The 19,832-nt window shown below is 69.9% G+C and carries 11 protein-coding genes; 7 read left to right on the forward strand and 4 right to left on the reverse strand.

Features of this window, described 5'->3' with window-relative positions; translation table 11 throughout:
• The first annotated feature begins 35 nt into the window (after positions 1 to 35).
• Positions 36 to 1,184, forward strand: a complete 1,149-nt coding sequence (locus BR31_RS0118845) for an acyl-CoA dehydrogenase family protein (RefSeq protein ID WP_027502339.1) — start codon at positions 36 to 38, stop codon at positions 1,182 to 1,184.
• 36 nt (positions 1,185 to 1,220) lie between these two features.
• On the opposite strand, the gene BR31_RS0118850 is transcribed toward BR31_RS0118845, so the two are convergent.
• Positions 1,221 to 2,816, reverse strand: a complete 1,596-nt coding sequence (locus BR31_RS0118850; protein WP_027502340.1) for a GMC family oxidoreductase — start codon at positions 2,814 to 2,816, stop codon at positions 1,221 to 1,223.
• Between the two features lie 67 nt (positions 2,817 to 2,883).
• The gene (locus BR31_RS0118855) at positions 2,884 to 4,602 is read right to left on the reverse strand and encodes an aldehyde dehydrogenase family protein (protein WP_037177222.1); all 1,719 of its coding nucleotides are present in this window, start codon (positions 4,600 to 4,602) and stop codon (positions 2,884 to 2,886) included.
• Positions 4,603 to 4,781: 179 nt separating this feature from the next.
• On the opposite strand from BR31_RS0118855, the gene BR31_RS0118860 reads away from it, so the two are divergent.
• The 5 genes from BR31_RS0118860 (at position 4,782) to BR31_RS31595 (ending at position 14,116) form a co-directional block, all read left to right on the forward strand.
• Positions 4,782 to 5,975 carry a PucR family transcriptional regulator gene (locus BR31_RS0118860; RefSeq protein WP_027502342.1) on the forward strand — a complete coding sequence of 398 codons (1,194 nt, stop codon included), beginning with the start codon at positions 4,782 to 4,784 and terminating at the stop codon, positions 5,973 to 5,975.
• A 120-nt stretch (positions 5,976 to 6,095) separates the two neighbouring features.
• A complete protein-coding gene (locus BR31_RS0118865; RefSeq protein WP_027502343.1) occupies positions 6,096 to 6,458 on the forward strand; it encodes an SseB family protein in 363 nt (120 codons plus the stop codon).
• Entirely contained in the window at positions 6,455 to 7,093 is a 639-nt protein-coding gene (locus tag BR31_RS0118870) for a hypothetical protein (protein WP_027502344.1), read from the forward strand. Before BR31_RS0118865 ends, BR31_RS0118870 begins: the two co-directional genes overlap by 4 nt.
• Positions 7,077 to 12,011 (forward strand): putative T7SS-secreted protein, encoded by a 4,935-nt coding sequence (locus BR31_RS29240; RefSeq protein WP_051637562.1) that lies wholly within the window; start codon positions 7,077 to 7,079, stop codon positions 12,009 to 12,011. Before BR31_RS0118870 ends, BR31_RS29240 begins: the two co-directional genes overlap by 17 nt.
• 590 nt (positions 12,012 to 12,601) lie before the next feature.
• Positions 12,602 to 14,116: a hypothetical protein gene (locus BR31_RS31595; protein WP_156042544.1), complete on the forward strand. Its 1,515-nt coding sequence runs from the start codon at positions 12,602 to 12,604 to the stop codon at positions 14,114 to 14,116.
• A gap of 64 nt (positions 14,117 to 14,180) precedes the next feature.
• On the opposite strand, the gene BR31_RS0118880 is transcribed toward BR31_RS31595, so the two are convergent.
• Positions 14,181 to 15,704, reverse strand: a complete 1,524-nt coding sequence (locus tag BR31_RS0118880; RefSeq protein WP_027502345.1) for an acyl-CoA synthetase — start codon at positions 15,702 to 15,704, stop codon at positions 14,181 to 14,183.
• A 171-nt stretch (positions 15,705 to 15,875) separates the two neighbouring features.
• On the opposite strand from BR31_RS0118880, the gene BR31_RS29245 reads away from it, so the two are divergent.
• Positions 15,876 to 16,568: a hypothetical protein gene (locus BR31_RS29245; RefSeq protein WP_051637563.1), complete on the forward strand. Its 693-nt coding sequence runs from the start codon at positions 15,876 to 15,878 to the stop codon at positions 16,566 to 16,568.
• Here BR31_RS29245 and BR31_RS0118890 read toward each other — a convergent pair.
• Complete coding sequence (locus BR31_RS0118890; RefSeq protein ID WP_037177226.1) at positions 16,516 to 19,752, reverse strand: ATP-binding protein; 3,237 nt, start codon at positions 19,750 to 19,752, stop codon at positions 16,516 to 16,518. The genes BR31_RS29245 and BR31_RS0118890 overlap by 53 nt on opposite strands.
• Between the last annotated feature and the right edge of the window lie 80 nt (positions 19,753 to 19,832).

Raw genomic sequence — 19,832 nt, forward strand, 5'->3', positions numbered from 1 at the left:
CCGGCGTCCCGGTATCCCAGAAGGCGGTCGACGTCGTGAAGAAGTACCTCCCCAGCTGGCACGACGACGAGGTCCGTGCGCTGTCCGAGCTCGCGGCCGGATTCTTCGAGCGGGAGGTGGTCGCGCACAACGAGAAGTGGGACGCCCAGCACCGCATCGACCGCGAGGTGTGGCTCAAGGCAGGCGAGCTGGGCCTGCTGTGCTGCTCCATCCCGGAGGAATACGGCGGCGGTGGCGGCACCTTCGCGCACGACCTCGCCGTCTTCGAGGCCCAGGGCTACGCCGGCGACCTCGCGTTCGGGATCTCTGTGCACAGCGGCATCGTTCCGCACTACATCGCCGAGTACGGCACCGAGGAGCAGAAGAAGACCTGGCTTCCGGGGATGGCGACCGGCGAGATCCTCGCCGCCATCGGCATGACCGAGCCCGGCGCCGGCTCGGACCTCAAGGCCATCAAGACCACCGCGATCCGCGACGGCGACGACTACATCGTCAACGGCTCGAAGACGTTCATCACCAACGGTGCCTCGGCCGACGTGATCGTGCTCGTCGTCAAGACCGACCCGAAGGCGGGCGCCAAGGGCGTGTCCCTGCTGATCGTCGACCTGCGCGACTGTCCGGGGTTCGCCGTCGGGCGGGTGCTGGACAAGGTGGGCCAGCACGGTGCCGACACCTCCGAGCTCTCGTTCACCGACGTCCGGGTGCCGGTGTCGAACCTGCTCGGCGACGCCGAGGGGCAGGGCTTCGGCCAGCTGATCGCGCAGCTAGTGCAGGAGCGGCTGATCATCGGCGCGCAGGCGTCGGGCGCGATGAACCGGGCCGTGCAGGACACCGTCGCGTACACGAAGTCGCGACAGGCGTTCGGGCACAGCCTCTTCGAGTTCCAGAATACCGCCTTCGAGCTGGCCGAGTGCCAGACCATCGCGCGCACCTGCGAGGTGTTCCTCGACCACTGCATCCAGGCGCACCTGCGCGGCGAGCTGGACCCGTCCGAGGCGGCGATGGTCAAGTACTGGCTCACCGAGCAGCAGTGCGCGGTGATCGACCGGTGCGTCCAGCTCTACGGCGGCTACGGCTACATGCGCGAGTACCTGATCGCGCGGATGTACGAGGACGCCCGCGTCCAGAAGATCTACGCCGGGGCCAACGAGGTGATGAAGGGGATCATCGCGAAGTCGTTGTAGGCGCGCGACCCGTCACCCGCGGCCCGGCCGGCCCGCTCAGTTCGACCGTCGGAGCAGGTCGGCCGCCTTCTCCCCGATCACGACGCACGGCGCGTGGGTGTGGCCGCGGATGATGGTCGGCATGATCGACGCGTCCGCCACGCGCAGCCGGTTCACCCCGCGCACCCGCAGCTCGGGATCGACGACGCTGTCCGCGTCCTTGCCCATCCGGCAGGTTCCGGTGGGGTGATAGAGGGTGTGCGAGTTGCGCTCGAGCGCGGTCGCCAGCACGTCCTCGAGGGGGGTCGGGGCGGTCACGGCGGGCCGGATCATCTCGCCGAGACGGGACTTCAGCGCCGGGGCGGAGGCGAGCGCCTCGCACACCCGCAGGCCCTCGAGCATCGCGCGGCGGTCGACGCCACCGTCGTCGCTGAGGTAGCGCGGATCGATGATCGGCTTGTCCGCGTGGTCCGCCGATCGCAGCGTGATCTCCCCGCGGCTCTCCGGCTTGAGCAGGATCGTGCCGAGGATCGCGGCGTGCTCGGTGCCGGGCACGAGGCCTTCGTCGAAGAACGGGGCGGGCGCGAAGATCATCTCCAGGTCGGGCAGCGCGAGTTCCTCACGGCTGCGGGTGAACCCGTACGCCTCGCCGACATTCGAGGTGAGCATCCCGCGGCGCCGGACCAGGTAGTTGGCGAGCTCGGGCAGCTTCTCGGCGGCGAAGAGCGTGTCCGATTCGACGCGGTAGCCGAGCATCGACACCAGGTGATCGGACAGGTTGCGGCCCACCTCCGGCAGGTGGTGCCGCACGGCGATGCCGTGCTCGCGCAACTGCTGCTCGTCGCCGATGCCGGACAGCATCAGCAGCTGCGGGGTGTTGATCGCGCCGCCCGCGAGCACCACCTCGTTGCGGGCGCGGACCGTGCGGCGCACGCCGCCCTGCAGGTACTCGACCCCGACGGCGGCGGATCCCTCGAACAGCACCCGGGTCGCGGCGGCCTCGGTGAGCACCGTCAGGTTGGCGCGCTTGCGCGCGGGCGCGAGGTAGGCGTCGGCCGTGCTCCATCGGGCGCCGCGCTTCTGGGTGACCATCGTCTGCGAGAAGCCCTCGGGGGCAGCGGTGTTCGCGCGCTCGACCGGGAACCCCGTCTCGCGCGCCGCCTCCAGGTAGGCGCCGGTCAGCGGGCGTGGGCTGCGCTGGTTGCTCACCGTCAGCGGGCCGGTGGTGCCTGCGTCATCGGCGCTCGCGCCGCCCTCCACGTTCTCGATCCTGCGGAAGTACTCCACCACCTTGCCGAAGGACCACGAGTCGTCGGCGAGCTCGGCCCACTCGTCGTAGTCGGCGGCGAAGCCGCGCACCCACATCATGGCGTTCATCGACGAGGAACCGCCGAGCGTCTTCCCGCGCGGCCAGTAGATGCTGCGGCCGCCGAGCCCGGGCTGGGGCTCGGTCAGGTAGTCCCAGTCGACCTCGCTGCGGAACAGCTTGGAGAAGGCCGCGGGAATGTGGATGTACTTGTCCTTGTCCGGTGGCCCGGCCTCGAGGAGGACGACCTCGGTGCGCGGGTCGTTGCTGAGCCGGCCGGCCAGCGCGGCGCCGGACGATCCCGCGCCGACGATGACATAGTCGGCGACCGTCGTTTCCTGGATCATGCGTTTATCTCCACATCGAAAGGTTTTGGGGGGAGGCGGTTCTCGTCACGGTGAGGAACCGTCGCTCTCAGCCGCGCAGCGCCGAGGCGAAGATCGCGGGCAGCCGGGTCCACGACGGCTTGCCCGCGAACTCGGTCAGTAGACGCCCGGTCCCGGCCGCGGTCTTGTTGGTGAGGAACCACGGCGGCTTCGGCGAGATCGACCACTCGCCGTGCAGCAGCGAACGCGGGGAAGGCCGGAACGGGCCGCGCACCACGGTGCGCTCCGGTCGGTCGATCAGCAGGGCGTTGTGGACGATACCGATCCCGCTCTGCACGTCGCTGAGCGTGTGGCCGGGGAAGGCGCCCCAGGGCGCCGCGGCGGTGAGGAATCCGAACCCGGTCCACGCGTTCACGGCGATGGTCCCGTACCGCAGGGACTCGAGCAGCGTGTCGAAGCGATCACCCATAGCGTCGATGGTGCCGGGCTCGGCGATGATGTTGACCCCGAGCGTGCCGACGAACTGCTCGTTGACCACCTCGGCCGCGCGGGTCGCGAACTGCTCGCCCTCGTGCGGCAGCTCGATCACCCCCAGCACCGGCCCGAAGTACTCGGTCTGCAGCAGCGGGGCGAACTCGTCGGGCTGCAGGCCCGACACCAGCACCCGGCCGCCGCGCTCGCCCAACCGCTCGGCCTTCGGGTAGGACTGCGCGGCCGAGGCGACGCGGTCGTCGCTGCCCGGGTAGTAGGCGGGGCGGGTCGGGGCGCGGTCGACCGCGGCGCGCAACGCCGCGACGAACTCGTCGCGCTGTGGCCACCGCGAGGACAGCACGACCACCTGCGACGCGATGCAGTTATAGCCGCCGTTGTGCAGGCGCTGCGTCGCGATGTGCTCGGCCTGGAACTCGATGTCCGCGCGGCTCCATTTGCCGGGCAGCACGATCGCAGGCGACACCCCACCCAGTTCGCTGGTCATCCCCTTGTCGAGGATCGGCTCGCCCGCCGCCTTGCGGCGCGCGCCGTCCTCGCCGGTGCCGAAGACGATCGCGTCGTGGGTGAGCGCGCTGCCGGTCATGTGGACGTGATCGACCAGCCGGTGCCGGGTCAGGTACGTGCCGACGTCCGCGCCGCCGGTCAGCAACCTGACGACGCCCGCCGCGATGAACGGCTCGAGCACCTTCTCGAAGACAGGCAGCATCCGGTCCATGATCGGGTTGAGCTTGAGGGCGACGACGCGGTTGTGTGCGAACAGCTCGTACAGCGTGTCGAGCGGGGCGATGGAGGTGATGTTGCCGGCGCCCAGCACCACCCCGACGCCCTGTGTCCGGGTGGGATCGAGCTGGGCGAGGCCCGCCTCGCGCTGTGCGGTCGCACGATTTATGCCCGGCTGCAGCCAGACGTCGACGCTGAACCCGCTCAGCAGCAGCCTGTCGAAGACGTTCATCGGCAGCGCCCGCACGGTGGTGCGGCCGCCGGGGGCGGTGCCGAAGGTGGCCCCGGCCAGCGGGCTGGTGCCCGATTCGAGCTTCGCGAGGCTGGCGGACAGCGCGGTCGTGGCCGTGGCCATCGGGTACGGCCCGGATATCCACTCCTCGCCGACCAGGGGCGAATCGGGGTCGAGTCGCTTGGTCTCGACCGCCGCCGCCACCCATTCGGCCGCATGCTGCACCGTGAGCTCGCCGACCCGCTCGAGTAGTCGTCGGCGTTCGCTCAAGGGCATACCCGCCCAGGCCTTCTCTCCCTCGACGAGATCGGCGAGTGCTTCGTCGATGGCCGGGTGGGTGCTGGCGGGGTCGTGATCGGACATCGGACAACTCCGTTCGATTCGAGGCGGGCGGGGGCCGGACTCGTCGGATCTTCTACTGTGATCCTCGTCCCATCGGGGGCCGCGCGCCATAGGCGGACGGCGCCGAAGTCGACGACCCATTTGTGCGACCGCACAAACCGCTATGGCGTGGGTCACTCTGGGGCGGCTACCCTGGGGCGATGTCCGTAAGCCCCGAAATCGCTCCACCCACGCCCGCCGAGCTGCTGCACGACATGCGCGCCTCGGTGGACGATCTCGCCGACGAGCTGGTCGCGCGCATCGTGGCCGCCGAGCAGGACTATGCCGACGCCTCGCTGCTGACGCCGGAGCAGCTGCGGTTCGCCTGCTGGGACAACCTGTCCTCGATGCTGGCGAACCTCGACGGCACCGCGCCGGTCCGGCTGGAGTCAGCTCGCGCAGCCGGGCGGATGAAGGCCGAGCAGGGCGTGTCGCTGGCCGCGCTGCTGCACGCCTTCCGGCTCGGCGGACGGTTGATCTGGGAGGAGCTGACGGCGCGGTCGGACGGACGCGCCAGCCAGTGGCTGCTGGACATGGCCGCGCAGGTCTGGGCGCTGGTGGATGTCTATTCGGACGCCGCGGCCGACGCCTACCGGGAGGCGGCCGACAGGCGTGCCAGGGAGGACGCCGAGGCGAGCAGGCGGCTGATCCGGACGCTGTTCGCGAACCACGCCCTCAACCCGGCGGGCGTCGCGGACGCGGTGCGGGCGTTCCGGATTCCCGAGCGAGGAGCCTTTCTGGTTGTGTCCGTTCGGGATTCGTCGTCCTGCCCGTCGGCGGACGCGCTGCGGTCCAGGGTGAGCACGGTCGGCATCGACTCGGTGTGGGACACCGAGGTCGACGGCCGCATCGGCCTGCTGTGGGCACCGGCGGAGGCGGCACTGGACGCGGCCCTCGCCGCGCTGGGCGAGATCGGCGGCGGACCCGTCGGGGTGAGCCGCGGCTTCGGTCGACCGGGCGGCATCGGCGCGGCCGTGGAGCAGGCCAGGCAGGCCCGCCGCTGCGCGCCCGACGGGTCGGGCGACCCGACGCGCTACGACTCAGTTCCGGTGCCGCTGCTGGTGATCCGGCAGCCGGACGCCGGTCAGCTCGCCGTCCGTCAGGTTCTCGGGCCGGTGCTGGCCCTGCCCGCCGACGAGCAGCGCAGCCTCCTGACGACCCTCGAGGCCTGGTTCGCCGCCCGCGGATCGACGACGGCCGCGGCAGCGGAGCTGCACTATCACCGCAACACCGTGCTGTACCGGCTGCGCCGGATCCAGGAGCTGACCGGCCGGGACTTCTCCGACCCGGTGCACGCCGCCGAGCTGTACGTGGGGCTGTGCGCACACCGGCTGCTCGGCGCCGGGCGGGAGTGAGCCCGCGCGACGACCGCGCCGAGGCGGCTATTCTTGGCCGCGTGACGCCCAAGCCGGTCCACCCGGCTGCCCGGCGTCCGGGGGATCTGTAGTCAATCCGGGGGGATTCAATTGGGGGCGGTGGACGGCGGCCGCAGCGCGCTGCTGGCTGAGATCGACGCGTTCTATCAGGGGTTCGGCCAACCCAGGGCGCTGACCGACGCGATGCGGTCGTCGGTGCTGCTGATCCCGGTGACGGACGACGACAGGCTGCTCACCAGCGCCGTCGGCGGGCTGGACTGGATCTGCGCCTTCACCGGCGAGGGCGAGTACGCCCGGTACCTCGCCGCCCGCGGGGGCCAGGAGGGCCGGGCATTCCGCACCCTGCTCGGCGGCCGGATTGTCGACGAACTCGTGCCAGGGCTGCCGAACCCGACCGGCGTGGTCGTCGACATCGCGGGCCCGTCGCCCATGGCGTTCCCGCCCGCCGAGGTCCGGTCGTGAGCGACGAACTCGGGGTCGACCCGCAGGTGCTGGTGCGGGCCGCGCAGGGCATCACCGCGATCACGGGATCGCTGGAGGGGCTCGGGATCGGCGAGACGGCCGCGGTCGGGCGCGGCTTCTCGCTGCTGGCGCTCTCGCCGATGGAGGCGGGCAAGCACGAGGTGCAGTCGGGGCTCGAGGAGTTCGCCGAGCGCTGGTCCTGGGGAGTCCGGAGCTTGGTGCAGTCGGCCAACGAGATCGCCCGGGTCCTCGAGCTGGACGCCGGCATGTATCACGAGATGGAGCAGAAGGTCTCGGACACTTTCAAGACCATGTGGACCCACGTCGCAGGCAACCCGCACCTGAGCGGCGAGGAGATCGCGGAGCGCAGCTGGGAGGACACCCTCGCGGACAATCCCGTCAACCACGTCCTCCACCCGGACTACAGCGCGGAGTCCTTCGCGGAGGCGGCGCAGACGATCCAGACCAACAACGAGGTGATCGAACAGGTTGCGCCGCAGGCGTTCGCGAACGTCGCGCCGCAGCTCGCCGGTGCCGTCGGGGTGGAGGCGGATCGGGGATGGAACACCGGGGCCGCCGAGCTGGCCGCCGAGATGACCGCCGGGGGAGGTGGAACCGGTGAGCTGGCTCAGTGACACCTGGGACGACGCCACGGGGGCGATCGACAGCGCGGGCGAGTTCGTCGAGGACGCCGTCGAATCGGGCATCGAAAACCTCGGGCAGGCCGCCGATTCCGGCCTCGACGCCGCCTCCGGCGTGGCCCGTCGCCTCGGTGCCGACGGGGTCGCCGACGCGCTGACCGATCTCGGCGATCAGGTCGCGAGCCTGACCGGCGGCGCCGTCGACGAGCTCGAGCTCGGCCAGACCGTGCAGCCGAAGGAGCTGATCCGCGGCGAACCCGCGGCCATCGCCGAGGCCACCACCACCCTCAACGAGCTCTCGAGCAGCATCGGCTCCACCGGCGACGCGCTGCGCACCATCGATGCCGCCGGCTGGACCGGCACGGCCGCGGACGGCTTCAACGCCGTGTACGACAAGCAGCCGGGGCTGTGGCACGAGGCGGCCGATGCGATGAGCGCCGCCGGACAGAGCCTGACCTCGTGGAGCTACACCGTCGAGGCGGCGCAGGCCCGCGCGGCGCAGGCCGTCGAGATGTGGAGGCAGGCCGAGCGAGAGGAGCTGGCGAAGAAGACCGCCTACGCCGCGCTCAGCGCCGACGTGCAGGCCGGCACCCAGCTCGTCGACAGCTGGAGCGCGATGAAGGACGCGGCCCGAGAGCTCCTGCGCGGCGCCCGGATCGAGCGCGACGGCGTCGCCGGTCAGGTCGCGGGCGCGCTGGCGCAGGCCACCGCGGCCGCGCCCACCGAGCCGCCGTTCACCGAGCGCATGGTCGCCAACCTAGCGGACGCCACCGATGCGCTGGAGGTCGCCAAGACGAACTTCGGCTCCGGCCTGCTCACCGGGCTCACCGGCATCGTGCAGTTCGTCCGCCAGGTCAACCCCACGGACCAGTACAACCTGACCCACCCCGCCGAGTACGGTGCCGCGATGTCTGACCTGGCCACCGGACTGTTCGTTGCGGCGGCCGATCCCGGCGCCGTGGTGTCCGCGATGGTCGACGACGCGTTGGCCAATCCGTTCGAGTTCGCGGGCAGCCTCACCGGCGACGCGATCCTGACGGCCGCGACGGCCGGGGGCGGCGGCGGTGTGGCGGCGGTCCGCTCGGTCGAGCGGATGGTCGACGCCGCGGGCGATTTCGCCGGGCCGGCACGGCTGGCCGACACGGTCGCGGACGCGGGCAGGCACGTGCCCACGCCCGAGGCGCCCGGCGGCCCGGTCGCCGAGGCGCCTCGCCTGGACGGCGCGACGCCGGAGGTCGAGACCCGGCCGGCCGGGGTCGAGGATGTGACGCCGCCGTCCGTCGACACCCCCGGCGCGCACGACGGCGGCGACCAGCCCAATCCAACGCCACACGACCTGGCGGAGGCCGACAGCGGCGCCAACCGGGCGGCCGACGAGGCGGGCGTGGACAGCGACCGCACCAGCGACCAGAATTGCGAGGGCCGCGACCCCGTCGACATCGCGACCGGTGAATTCCTGCTTCCGGAAACCGATCTCACCCTGCCCGGCGTCCTGCCGCTGGTCCTCGTTCGACGGCACCGGTCCGGCTACCGGTTCGGGCGCTGGTTCGGGCCCAGCTGGTCGGCGACGCTGGACCTGCGGATCGTCGTCGAGGAGTCGGGCGTCGCCTTCCTCGCCGAGGACGGCGTGATGCTCAGCTATCCGCACCCCGAGGTCGGCGCCGAGACGCTGCCCGCCTCGGGTCAGCGGTGGCCGCTGACCCGGACCGAGACCGGCGGCTACCGGGTGCACGATCCCGATCGCGATCTCACCTGGCACTTCGCCGCCAAGGCGGAGCTGGGTGGGCTGGACTCCGCGCTGGGCAACCTCGCGATCAGCGCGATCACCGACCGGCACCGGAACCGCATCCTCTTCCACTACGGCCCCGACGGCGCACCCATCGGGATCACCCACTCCGGCGGCTACCGCGTGCTGCTCGAGACCGCGGGCGGCCGGGTCACCGCGCTGTCGGTCGTCGACGGCGACGCCGCCACCGTGGTGCGCCGATTCGGCTACGAGGCCGGGCATCTCGTCTCGGTCACCAAGGGCGACGGCGCCGCCACCCGCTACGGCTACGACCCCGACGGCCGCATGCTGACCTGGACGGACAGCAACGGCAACCGGATGGTCAACACCTACGACGGCGAGGGACGCGTCGTCCTCCAGCGGGGCAGCGCCGGGATCCTCGACTCCCGGTTCGACTACACCGACACCCCGGACGGCGCGGGCCGGATGACCGTCGTGACGGACTCGACCGGCGCCGCCACCACCCACGGCTTCGACAACGACCTGCGGCTGCGCGACCTCGTAGACCCGGCCGGGGCACACACCCACACCGACTACAACGCGCGCCGCGAACCGCTGCGGGTGCGCACGCCGGACGGCGCCACCACCGCGTATCTGTACACGCCCGACGGTGACGTCGCCCGGATCACCCGGCCGGACGGCGCCGTGCTGGCGGTCGAGTACACCGCGCCGAAACGGCCAGCCGCGGTGCGTAATCCGGACGGCACCACCAGCCGCCGGGAGTGGGACGGCGACGGCAACCTGATCGCCGTCATCGACGAGGCGGGCGCCAGGACCGGGTACGGCTACCACCCGGGCGGGTCGCTGGCGAGGGTCACCGACCCGACCGGCGCCACCACCTTCATCGACTGCGACGATGCCGGGCTGCCCGCGGCCGTGACCGACCCGACCGGCGCGGTCACCCGCATCGAGCGGGACGGCTTCGGGCGACCGGTCACCGTCACCGACCCGACCGGCGCCGCCACCGGCTACCGCTGGTCCGCGGACGGCAGAATGCTCGGTCGGATCCACCCCGACGGCGCCGAGGAGTCGTGGGAGTACGACGGCGAGGGAAACCTGCTCGCCCACACCGACGCCGGCGGTGCCCGCACCGTCTACGAGTACGGCGACTTCGACCTGCTGTCCGCGCGGACCGACCCCGACGGGTCGGTGACCCGTTACGCCTGGGACACCGAACGCCGCCTGACCGCGGTCACCAACCCGCTCGGCGACACCTGGCGCTACCGCTACGACCGCGCGGGGCGGCTGGTGTCGGAGACCGACTTCACCGGGGCGAGCACGACGTACACCCACGACGCGATGGGCCGGGTGGCGACGGTGACGACGCCGACCGGGGTCACCCGCGCCAACACCTACGACGTCCTGGGGCGGCTCACCGGGGTGCGCGCCGACACGGGGGAGTACCTCCGGTTCGGACACGACCTGGGCGGGCGGGTGACGCTGGGCGAGTCGGGCACCGGCGAGACCGCCACCCACACCGTCGATTTCGGGTACACCGCGACGGGCGCGCTGGCGCTGCAGACGGTGGACGACGAGCCGGCCCTGCGCTTCGAGCACGACCTCGCCGGGCGGCGGACCAGGAGGGTCACGCCCGGCGGCGACACCACCTGGCGCTGGGACCCGGCCGGGCGGCTGGCGGCGCTGACCGCGAACGGGCACCGGCTTAACTTCAGCCACGACGCGCGCGGCGCGGTGACGGGGTGGCGGGTCGGCGAGCTGGCTGTCGAACACAGCCACACGGCGCGGGGGCAGCTTGCCGCCCAGTCGGTGATCGCGCACCCGGCGTCGGCGCTGAACCTGGGTCTCGGCCCGGGGCCGGCCTCGACTCCCACGCTGCTCCGGGAGGACGCCTACGGCTACCGGTCGGACGGCTACCTCGCCGACCACACCACCGTGCGCCCCGACGCGACGGTGCGCCGCGACTACACCCTTGACGCGGTCGGGCGGGTGACCACCGTCGCCCAGAACGGTTCCGCGGCGGAGGGTTACGCCTACGACGGCCTCGGCAACATCACCGCGGCGCGGCCGGCCGGGCAGGAGTGGGACCGGCGCGAGTGCCGCGGCAACCTGTTGGTTCGGGACGGCCGCACCCGGTACCGGTACGACGCTGCGGGACGGCTGATCCGCAAGACAACCACCCGGCTGTCGCGGAAGCCGGACACCTGGCAGTACAGCTACAACGCCTTCGATCAGCTGGTCGAGGTGATCACCCCGGACGGCCGACGCTGGCGGTACACCTACGACGCGCTCGGCCGCCGAACCACCAAGTCGCGGCTCGGCGACGAGGGCGCGGTGCTCGAGTCCACGCGGTACACCTGGGACGGCACGCAGCTCGTGGAGCAGCGGCGGGGCGAGGCGGTCACCACCTGGAACTACCGCCCCGGCACCTTCACCCCGCTGACCCAGGCGTCGAGCCAGGGCGAGGTGGACGCCGAGTTCTACGCGATCGTCACCGACCTCGTCGGCACCCCGGTGGAGCTGATCGACCCGGACGCCGCTGACGTCGCCGGGTCCGCGACCGCGGACCTGTGGGGCCGGACGAGCTGGGACGGTGCGTCGACGCCGCTGCGCTTCCCCGGCCAGTACCACGACGACGAGACCGGCCTGCACTACAACCTGCACCGGTACTACGACCCCGCCACCGCGCGGTATGTCACCCAGGATCCGCTGGGGTTGGCGCCGGCGGCGAATCCGAGTGCGTACCCGCACAATCCGACGGGGTGGACCGATCCGCTGGGGTTGACTCCGGAAGGTTGTAAGCCCAAGACCAATGCCGAGATTCGGCAGTGGTACAACGACCGTGTCGGAGTGATACCTTCGCTCAATGAGAGGTGGGCCGGGGACGGTATTCCGCTCGAGGAGCGAGCGAGGATGGCCGCCGAGATTCGGCACGATGCGCGACTACAAGCGCGTGACATGATGGTCGACGCCGTTGAGGTCAACGCGCTGCGAGCGCGTGACCTCCAAGTTTATGGCAACCCGGACGGGCCGACATTTGCTCAACTTGTGGAGAAGGCTCAGTTGAAGGGGATGTCCGGCGACGATGTCTTCAGCTATATCATCGGCAGTTCGAACCGAACTAACGCTGAAGTGAACCAACGGCTACTTGGCGGGGGGAATCCATGATCGACGCGGAATTGCTTCACCGGTCAGTTGTGTGGGAGAGCACTGGAGATGCGCTCGTGCCCTATCGGACAACGATCGATGGTCATGCTCTGACGGTGCGTGTGGGCGACTTCCCAGAAGAAGCTATGTATGCGCTGCTAGTCGACGGGAATGTGGTCGCCGAGTTCGATGACTGGCCTACCAGATGGCTACGTTGACGTACAGGTGCACTTGGATATTGCACTGCATTGACACCGGTGTCCAAGGGCCCTAACGGGAACGGATTGGTTCGCGAGCCGACGTCTGGGTCTACCCGTCCAGATCCCGCGGCCAACGACACGGTGAGTGCCGGCCAGTTCTAAGAGTGGTTGGCAGCAGTCCGAGCTGGCACCTCGGTCATGTTGGTGCGTGTATGTCGGTCCTCGAACCTACTGTGGGGCAGGAAAATGCAATGAGGATCCTGTTCTGAAGCTTCCTGGGGGGTACGTATGGTTTGGTCGCGGAGTGACTTTGAGCTCTACCTTGATCCGGTATTCACGCGAACTGAAGCTGGCCAGAGGTCACTACGACTCGTAGAAATCGTTGACGAGTGGGCGGTACAGATGCCAGGAGTGCCCCTGCCGGTCGAAGAGTTCGATGTCACCGGGCTTCTTGCTGAGAGTCGAATGTATCTTGAGCGACTTGCAGACCGAGGTAGTGAAAGCCTAGCTGTCATCAACCCTGTGACAGTGGCGAATTGGTCGTACTTTGGCGCGGCACTTTGTCGAGTTCCTGGCGCTCAGCTTCTCATCGACGGCGGTATCGACCGTTTCATTTGGATGGTTGGATGCGCGGGTTCCGGAACTGGGCGTGTGGGTTCTGGCTTGGTCGAATTCCTGAACCTTTGTGTGTATTGGCGCGCGGGACAGATCCTCGCCGGAATGCTTGAGAGCCTTGCAAGCCCCGATGCGGGAGGAACGAACGCCAGTGCGGCTTTGAACAGCGTGTTTCCCGCGCGGGCTCGCTTCCGTTGGGCAACAATCGAAATGTCAAAGCTCCTCATCCGCCATACTGATCTCAGTGGCGTTTCGGAGTCTGCTGTTGACTCGCTGACCTTCTACCTGGAGTGCATCGATCGCGAGAACCTGTGGGCTTCAGGGAATTGCGGAGCTGCCCCGCTCACTGGGGAGGCACGTCTGCTGGTGGAGGACTGCTCAATCGCCATGGGTGTGTTGAGTAACGAATCGTTCGCAAGTCTAGCTTTTGATCGCCGCATGGATACGCATCCCTTCGTCAACTCCGAGGGAGTTCTCGTCCCGGTGGCGGCGCAGAAGCTTCTCAGTGAGTCGCACCTAATGGTGTTCGGCTATCTCCGTCGACGTGTAGGTCAGCATTCTGTCGCAACAGCCTTCGAGGCTTCCTGCGCCTCGATGGTTGCAAAGTTGTGTGATTCAACATCCTTCCGAGTTCTTCATTCCTCGGTTGCGGTGAAGGTTGGTAATCATGACCCCGGAGAGGTTGACTTTGCTGTCACGGATGATAGGAAGAACCTAGTTCTGGGCGAGGTCAAGTCGAACGTGGTGGGTAGCAGTATCGATACAACCGAGCAGCTGTTGGCGAAGCAGGTTTCAAAGGCGGTAGAGCAGCTGGACGTTCGTATTCAAGCTTTCAAATCAGGCAGTCCGCTGACTCAGGGTTGTGAGCAGGTGCAGGTGCCCTCGTCTGCCAAGGTGATAGGGATGGTCGTCACACTCCATGACTACGGTGGAGCTGTGTGGAACTCTCAGGATCTCGATCGATCTCTGCGTTCGAAAGCGCGATTCGCGGTTACGACGGCACACGACCTTGCGCTGTTGGCACACACCCTGACTGGAATAGATGAACTGCTGGCGTATTTGGATTTTCGTGAGCGCTTCTTGAGTCATTCGGCCGTGTCGATGGATGAACTCGACATTTTGGCGGCATTCCTCGAGGATGAGGATGGTATTCGCAAGCAGTTCAACCACCTAAGCGCGATATCGAATGTGCGAGCCATCATGAAGCCGAGAAATGTTGATCGAGAACTGCTCCTCTGCACTGAAGCTCCAGAAGGATGTACAAGCTGGAGGCAGGTAGTTGCAGGGCTCCCGGCGGTGCCTGTCTGGTAATCGAGAGATCGCCTATCTGTGAGGCCCGACAACTTGGGTGTCACAGATAGGCGATTTCGATCTACTACGCGCCCGTCCGCAGCTCCCGCTTGAGCAGCTTCCCGCTCTGGTTCCGCGGAAGCGCATCGACGAACTGGATGTTCTTCGGCACCTTGAACGGTGCGATCCGCTCCTTCACGTGCCCGATCAGGGCCTCGGCCGTCACCGGCTCGTGGTCCTCGCGCAGCACCACGACGGCGGTGATCGCCTCGATCCACTTCTCGTCCGGGGTGCCGATCACCGCGACCTCGGCGACCGCCGGGTGGGTGTAGACGGCGTCCTCGACCTCGCGGGAGGCGACCAGGATGCCGCCGGTGTTGATGACGTCCTTGATGCGGTCGACCACGGTGATGAAGCCCTCGGCATCGCGGGTGACCAGGTCGCCGGAGTGGAACCAGCCGTCGCGGAACGCCTCCGCCGTCGCCTCCGGGTTCTCCCAGTAGCCCTGGCACAGCTGCGGTGACCGGTACAGCACCTCGCCGGACTCGCCGTCGGGGACGTCGTTGCCCTCGGCGTCGACCACCCGGGTCTCGACGAAGAACACCGCGCGCCCGCAGGAGGACGGCCGGGCCTCGTGCTCGTCGGGCTGCAGCACGGTCGCGAGCGGGCCGATCTCGGACTGGCCGAAGCAGTTGTAGAAGCCGAGGTTCGGGTAGCGCTCGCGCAGCCGGTTGAGCACGGTGACCGGCATGATCGAGGCGCCGTACTGCGCCTTCGTCAGCGAGGACAGGTCGCGGGTCTCGAGGTCCGGGTGGTTCGCCAGCGGCACCCACACGGTCGGCGCGAGGAACAGCGAGCCGATCTTCTCGGCCTCGATCCGGCGCAGGATCTCCGGGATGTCCGGCGCCGCCATCAGGTTCACGGTCGCGCCCACCGACAGGTAGGGAATCGTGAACACGTGCATGCCTGCGGAGTGGTATAGCGGCATGCAGACCAGCGGGTTGTCGTCGGCAGACAGGCCGAGCGCGATCACCGACGAGACGTACTCGTGCACGAGCGCGCCGTGGGTCATCATGGCGCCCTTGGGCTTCGAGGTGGTGCCCGAGGTGTAGAGCAGCTGCACCAGGTCGGTCGAGGCGGCCTGCGGCTCCAGCGCCTGCACCTCGCCGGTGCCGCTGAGCTCGAGCAGCGAGCCGTCCGCGTCGCGCAGCGGGAGCACGTGCTCGATCGCCAGGTTCTCGCGCACCGAGTCGAGGGTGCCGCGGAGGGCGGGGTCGACCAGCACCGCCCGAGCCCCGGACTGCGACACCAGGTAGGTCAGCTCCTCGCCCTTGAGGGCGTAGTTCACCGGCACGTGCACCAGGCCCGCGCGCGCACACGCGAGGAAACCGATGACGTAGGCGTCGGAGTTGGTGCCGTACGCGGCCACGCGGTCGCCGGGCTGCAACCCGAGCGCCAGCAGGTGGCCGGCGGCGCGGGTCACCGCGTCGTCGAGGTCGCGGTAGCTCCGGCTGCGACCGTCGAAGGTCAGCGCGGTGCGATCGGGGAACTTGGCGGCCGAGCGGCGGAGCACGCCGTCGACGGTGTTGGTGCGTGGATCCTGACTCATGGACGTCAGGTTATCGGACGTCCAACTATTGCGGTAGGGGTTGCTTTTCTGCTCCGAATGTGGCCCGGGTCACGCGCTCGACCAGGCGCCCGGGGACCGAGGAACCCCAGCTGCCGGCACCGATCAGTCCGCACCAAGTCATCACCAAGTGGCCGCGCACAAACTCGGGCCATGACCATCACACCCGCACTGCTCTACCGTCTCAGTGGCGTCGCCATCATCGTGGCGTTCGCGCTCAACCTCACCGGCGGCCTCCTGCATCCGGTGGTCGGTGGCAACGCCCATTCCGTCGAGTCCCTGACGTCGTTCACCAGCCCGTGGGCGCAGATGATCCTGTTGCTGGGCACCGTCATCCAGTTGATCGCGCTGCCCGGCGTCTACGCCTGGTTCGCGGGCAGGGCCGGCGTCGCGGGCCTCGTCGGGTTCGTCGCGCTGTACTCCTCGCTGATGCTGACGTCGTTGACGCACCTGGCGATCGAGGCGTTCGCCTCCTACACGCTGGCCTCGAACCCCGACACCGCGTACCTGGTGCCGGCCGACGGATCGTTGATCGACTCCACCGCATTCGTCGTCATGCAGATGGCAGGCGGGCTGACCTACCTGGTGAGCCTGCTCGCGTTCGGCATCATCCTGGTCTGGACGCGGGCGGTCCCGTTGTGGATCGGCGTGATCATGACCATCGGCGGCGTCATCGGCGTCATTCCGTGGCCGGAGGTCCCCGGCGTCGCCGGCCTGGTCATCGAACTGCCGCGCGGCCTCGCCTTCGCCGCGATCGGCCTGGTGATCCTCCGGGCACACGGGCGGCCGCAGGTCACCGAGGCGCCGTCGACTCCCGCTCGCGCAACCGCTCCGACACCAGCTTGACGAGATCCGATGCGGCGGCCCGCCACCGGACCGCCGCATCGTCGTCGCCGAGCAGCTCGGCGACGTCCCCCAACGCGGCGTCGACGGGACCGGCGTAGAGCGACCCGGAGTCCAGGCCGGCGATCCGGCCGGCGAACGGCAGCAGCTCCTCGTACGTGCGCCGCGCGACCTCGACGTCGCCGAGCCGGGCCGCGGCCCGCGCTCGGAAGGCGGTCATGCCGAGCCAGTAGTAGTCGCGCGGATACGGCGTGCTCGACGCCCACAGCTCCGTCGCGGCCGACACGTCGCCGCCGTCGAGCAGCGCCAGGATCAGCGGGAACCGGATGGCCTGCGGCCGAACAGATTCGATGGCGCCCAGCTCGCCCGCCAGTCCCGAGAGGTCGCCCCGCGCGACACCGACACCGAGGCGGCCGATGGTGGCGATCCACTGCGCCGACGCCACGCCCTGCTCGTGCATGGCGGTCGAGATCGCCGTGAACCGGTGCTCGGCGGACTCGAGCCGGCCTGCCATCAGCTCGACCATCGCCTCGAAGACCGCCACCACACCGAGCATCTGGCTCAGCTGGTGGCCGGCGGCATGACGGGTCGCCAGCTCGGCATGGTGGTAGGCCAGCTCGAAGTCGGTCCCGGCGGTCGCCGCCAGGAAGCGCTGGAAGTAGGCGACCGAGACGAAGCCCTCGTCGCCCTCCGCCCGCGCGGCGGCGAGCAGTTCCTCCGCGTTGGTGATCCGCTCGTCGGCCAGGTCCGGGCCGAACGCGATGTAGCCGAAAGCGTTCAGGGCCCGCATGAGGGCGCGAGTGTCGCCCGACTCCCTGGCGACCCGGCGCGCCTCGCGGGCCGCCGCCAGGCTCGACTCGTCGTCGATGCCCTCGAGTTCGAAGACCCGGGCGCTCAGCAGCCGGGCGCGATCCGAGGCGGTGAGACCCTCGCGTCCGGCGGCGCCGTCGATCGCGTCGAGGACGAAGGTGTCCACGTCGGGTTCGACCCGGATGGTCCACACCACCGGCGCGTCCCACGACACCAACGCGCGCAGCAGGGCGTCGGGGTCGCGCCGCTCCTGCGCGATCCGGATCGCCCGCCGGTAGGTCTCGCGCGCGCCGACCACGTCGCCGGTGCGCGCCTGCACGCCCACCCGGGGGATCAGGATCTCCACCAGCTGACTGGGATCGGGCTCGATGCTCATCTCGCACAACGACTCCGCCGACTTCCACAGGGCGAGCGCGTCCCGGTACGACGCCTGCGACTCGGCGTCGCGGGCGCCCGCGCGTACGTAGTGCAGCGCGTCGACGGCGGTCGTCGGCGTGGCCGACTCGACCGCGTGATACGCCAGCGCCGCGGTATCGGCGGGGGAGTGCGTCGCCAGAGCGGACAGCGCAGACGCGTGCATGCGCCGCCTGCGCATACGGGGGACGCTGTCGTACAACGTCTCCCGGACCAGGTCGTGGCTGAACCGCACCCGGTCAGGAGACGGTTCGACGATGATCCCGGTCAGCAGGGCCGGCTCCAGCGAGTCGAGCAGGTCGTCGTCGCCAATCTCCCCGATGGCGGCCAGCACGGCGAGGTCCGCCTCCCGGCCGAGCACCGCGGCCCGCCGCAGCTCCACCACCGTCTTCTCCGGCAGCCGGGAGATGCGCCGGCCCAGCACGTCCCGCACCCCGTCGGGCACGGTCGTGCGGATCGCGGCGGCGCCCTCGGAGGCGATCAGCCGCGAGTACTCCCGGATGAACAGCGGATTCCCGCCGGTGCGGTCGATCAGGTCGGTCAGCAGCGCGTCGTCGACGTCCGCGACCCCGGACTGTCGGGCGATCGCCGCGGCGCCCTCGCGACCCAGCCCCCGCAGCGTCAGCCGCGAGCCCGGGATCCCCGCCGTCGCGGCCCAGGTCGCCTGCAGGTCCGCGGCCGCCTCGGTCGGCCGGAAGGTGCACAGCAGCACCGACGTCGACCTCCTGCCCGTCGCCGCGAGGTGGCGCAGCACCTGCAGCGTCGGCTCGTCGGCCCGGTGCACGTCGTCGAGCACGATGAGGGTGCGCGCGCCCGCGGCGGTCAGTCGCGCCTCCACCCGGCGGCCCACCTCGAACGGGGTCCCGGCGTCCTCGTCGCCGAACTGGCGGAGCACCTCGAGCCACGGCCACCCCGAGGGTGCCCCGTCGACCTCCGGGCACCGGCCCCACGCGACCTGCCAGCCCGAGCCGGCGGCCTCGTCCGCAAAGGCCTGTGCCAGCGTGCTCTTGCCCTCGCCCGCGTCGCCGCCGATCCACACTAGGTGCAGGCCCTCCCGGGCGGATTGCCGGGCGGCGAGCCGCAGCGCGTCCAGCTCCTCGCCGCGTCCGGTGACCGGGGCTTCGTCCCAGAGGATCTCCTGCGTGGCGGGCGCGCGGTCGGTCGGGGTGGCGGGCGCCATCGTCAGGGACGGTTCCTGGTGCAGGATGTCGCGCTCGAGTCCCTGCAGCTCGGCGGACGGGTCGACGCCCAGCTCGTCGGCGAGGTAGGCGCGGGTCCGGCGCAGCGTCTCCAGCGAATCAGCCTGCCGCCCGGTGCGATACAGCGCCAGCGCGAGCAGTCGCACGCCGTGCTCGCGACCGGGATTGCGCGTCGCGTGGCGGCCGAGTTCGTCGACCACCAGCGCCGGTTTTCCCTCGTCGAGATAGGCGTGTGCGCGCGTCTCGAGCGCGGTGTCGTGCAGCTCGGTCAGCCGCTCGCTCTCGATCCGGGCCCAGTCGGCGTCGACGCACTCGTGATAGGGGACGCCCCGCCACAGGTCCAGGGCCTGCGAGAGCAGTGCGATGCGGGTCGGCAGGTCGGAGGCGTGCAGGCCCTCGACGACCAACCGCTCGAAGTGCCAGGCGTCCACCGATTCCGGCGGCAGCCGCAGCGCGTAGCCGGGGGGCGCGCTGACGATCACGGTCGCGGGCGTCCTCGGGGCCCGGGCCGGCTCGAGGACGCGCCGCAGGTTCGACACGTGCACCTGTAGAGCCGACAGCGCCTTGGGCGGCGGTTGCCCGGCCCACAGGTCGTCGATCAGCAGGTCGGTGGACACCACTCGGCCGGCGGCGGCGGCCAGTCGGGCGAGCACCGCCCTGGCGCTGGGACCGCCCAACGCGACGTCGCGGCCGCCGACCGTGGCGGCCGACGGGCCCAGCACGCGCAGGTACACGGCGCTGGCGGCGGCGGTGGCATCGGTCATGGCAGGGGTAGGTTATCGCCAGGTCGCGGCCGCGCGCGGGCGATCGGATCCGTGTCGGGTGAAGCGCACGCCAAGTCGAC

The sequence above is a fragment of the Rhodococcus sp. UNC363MFTsu5.1 genome (genome assembly GCF_000686785.1).
GTDB lineage: Bacteria > Actinomycetota > Actinomycetes > Mycobacteriales > Mycobacteriaceae > Rhodococcus_G > Rhodococcus_G maanshanensis.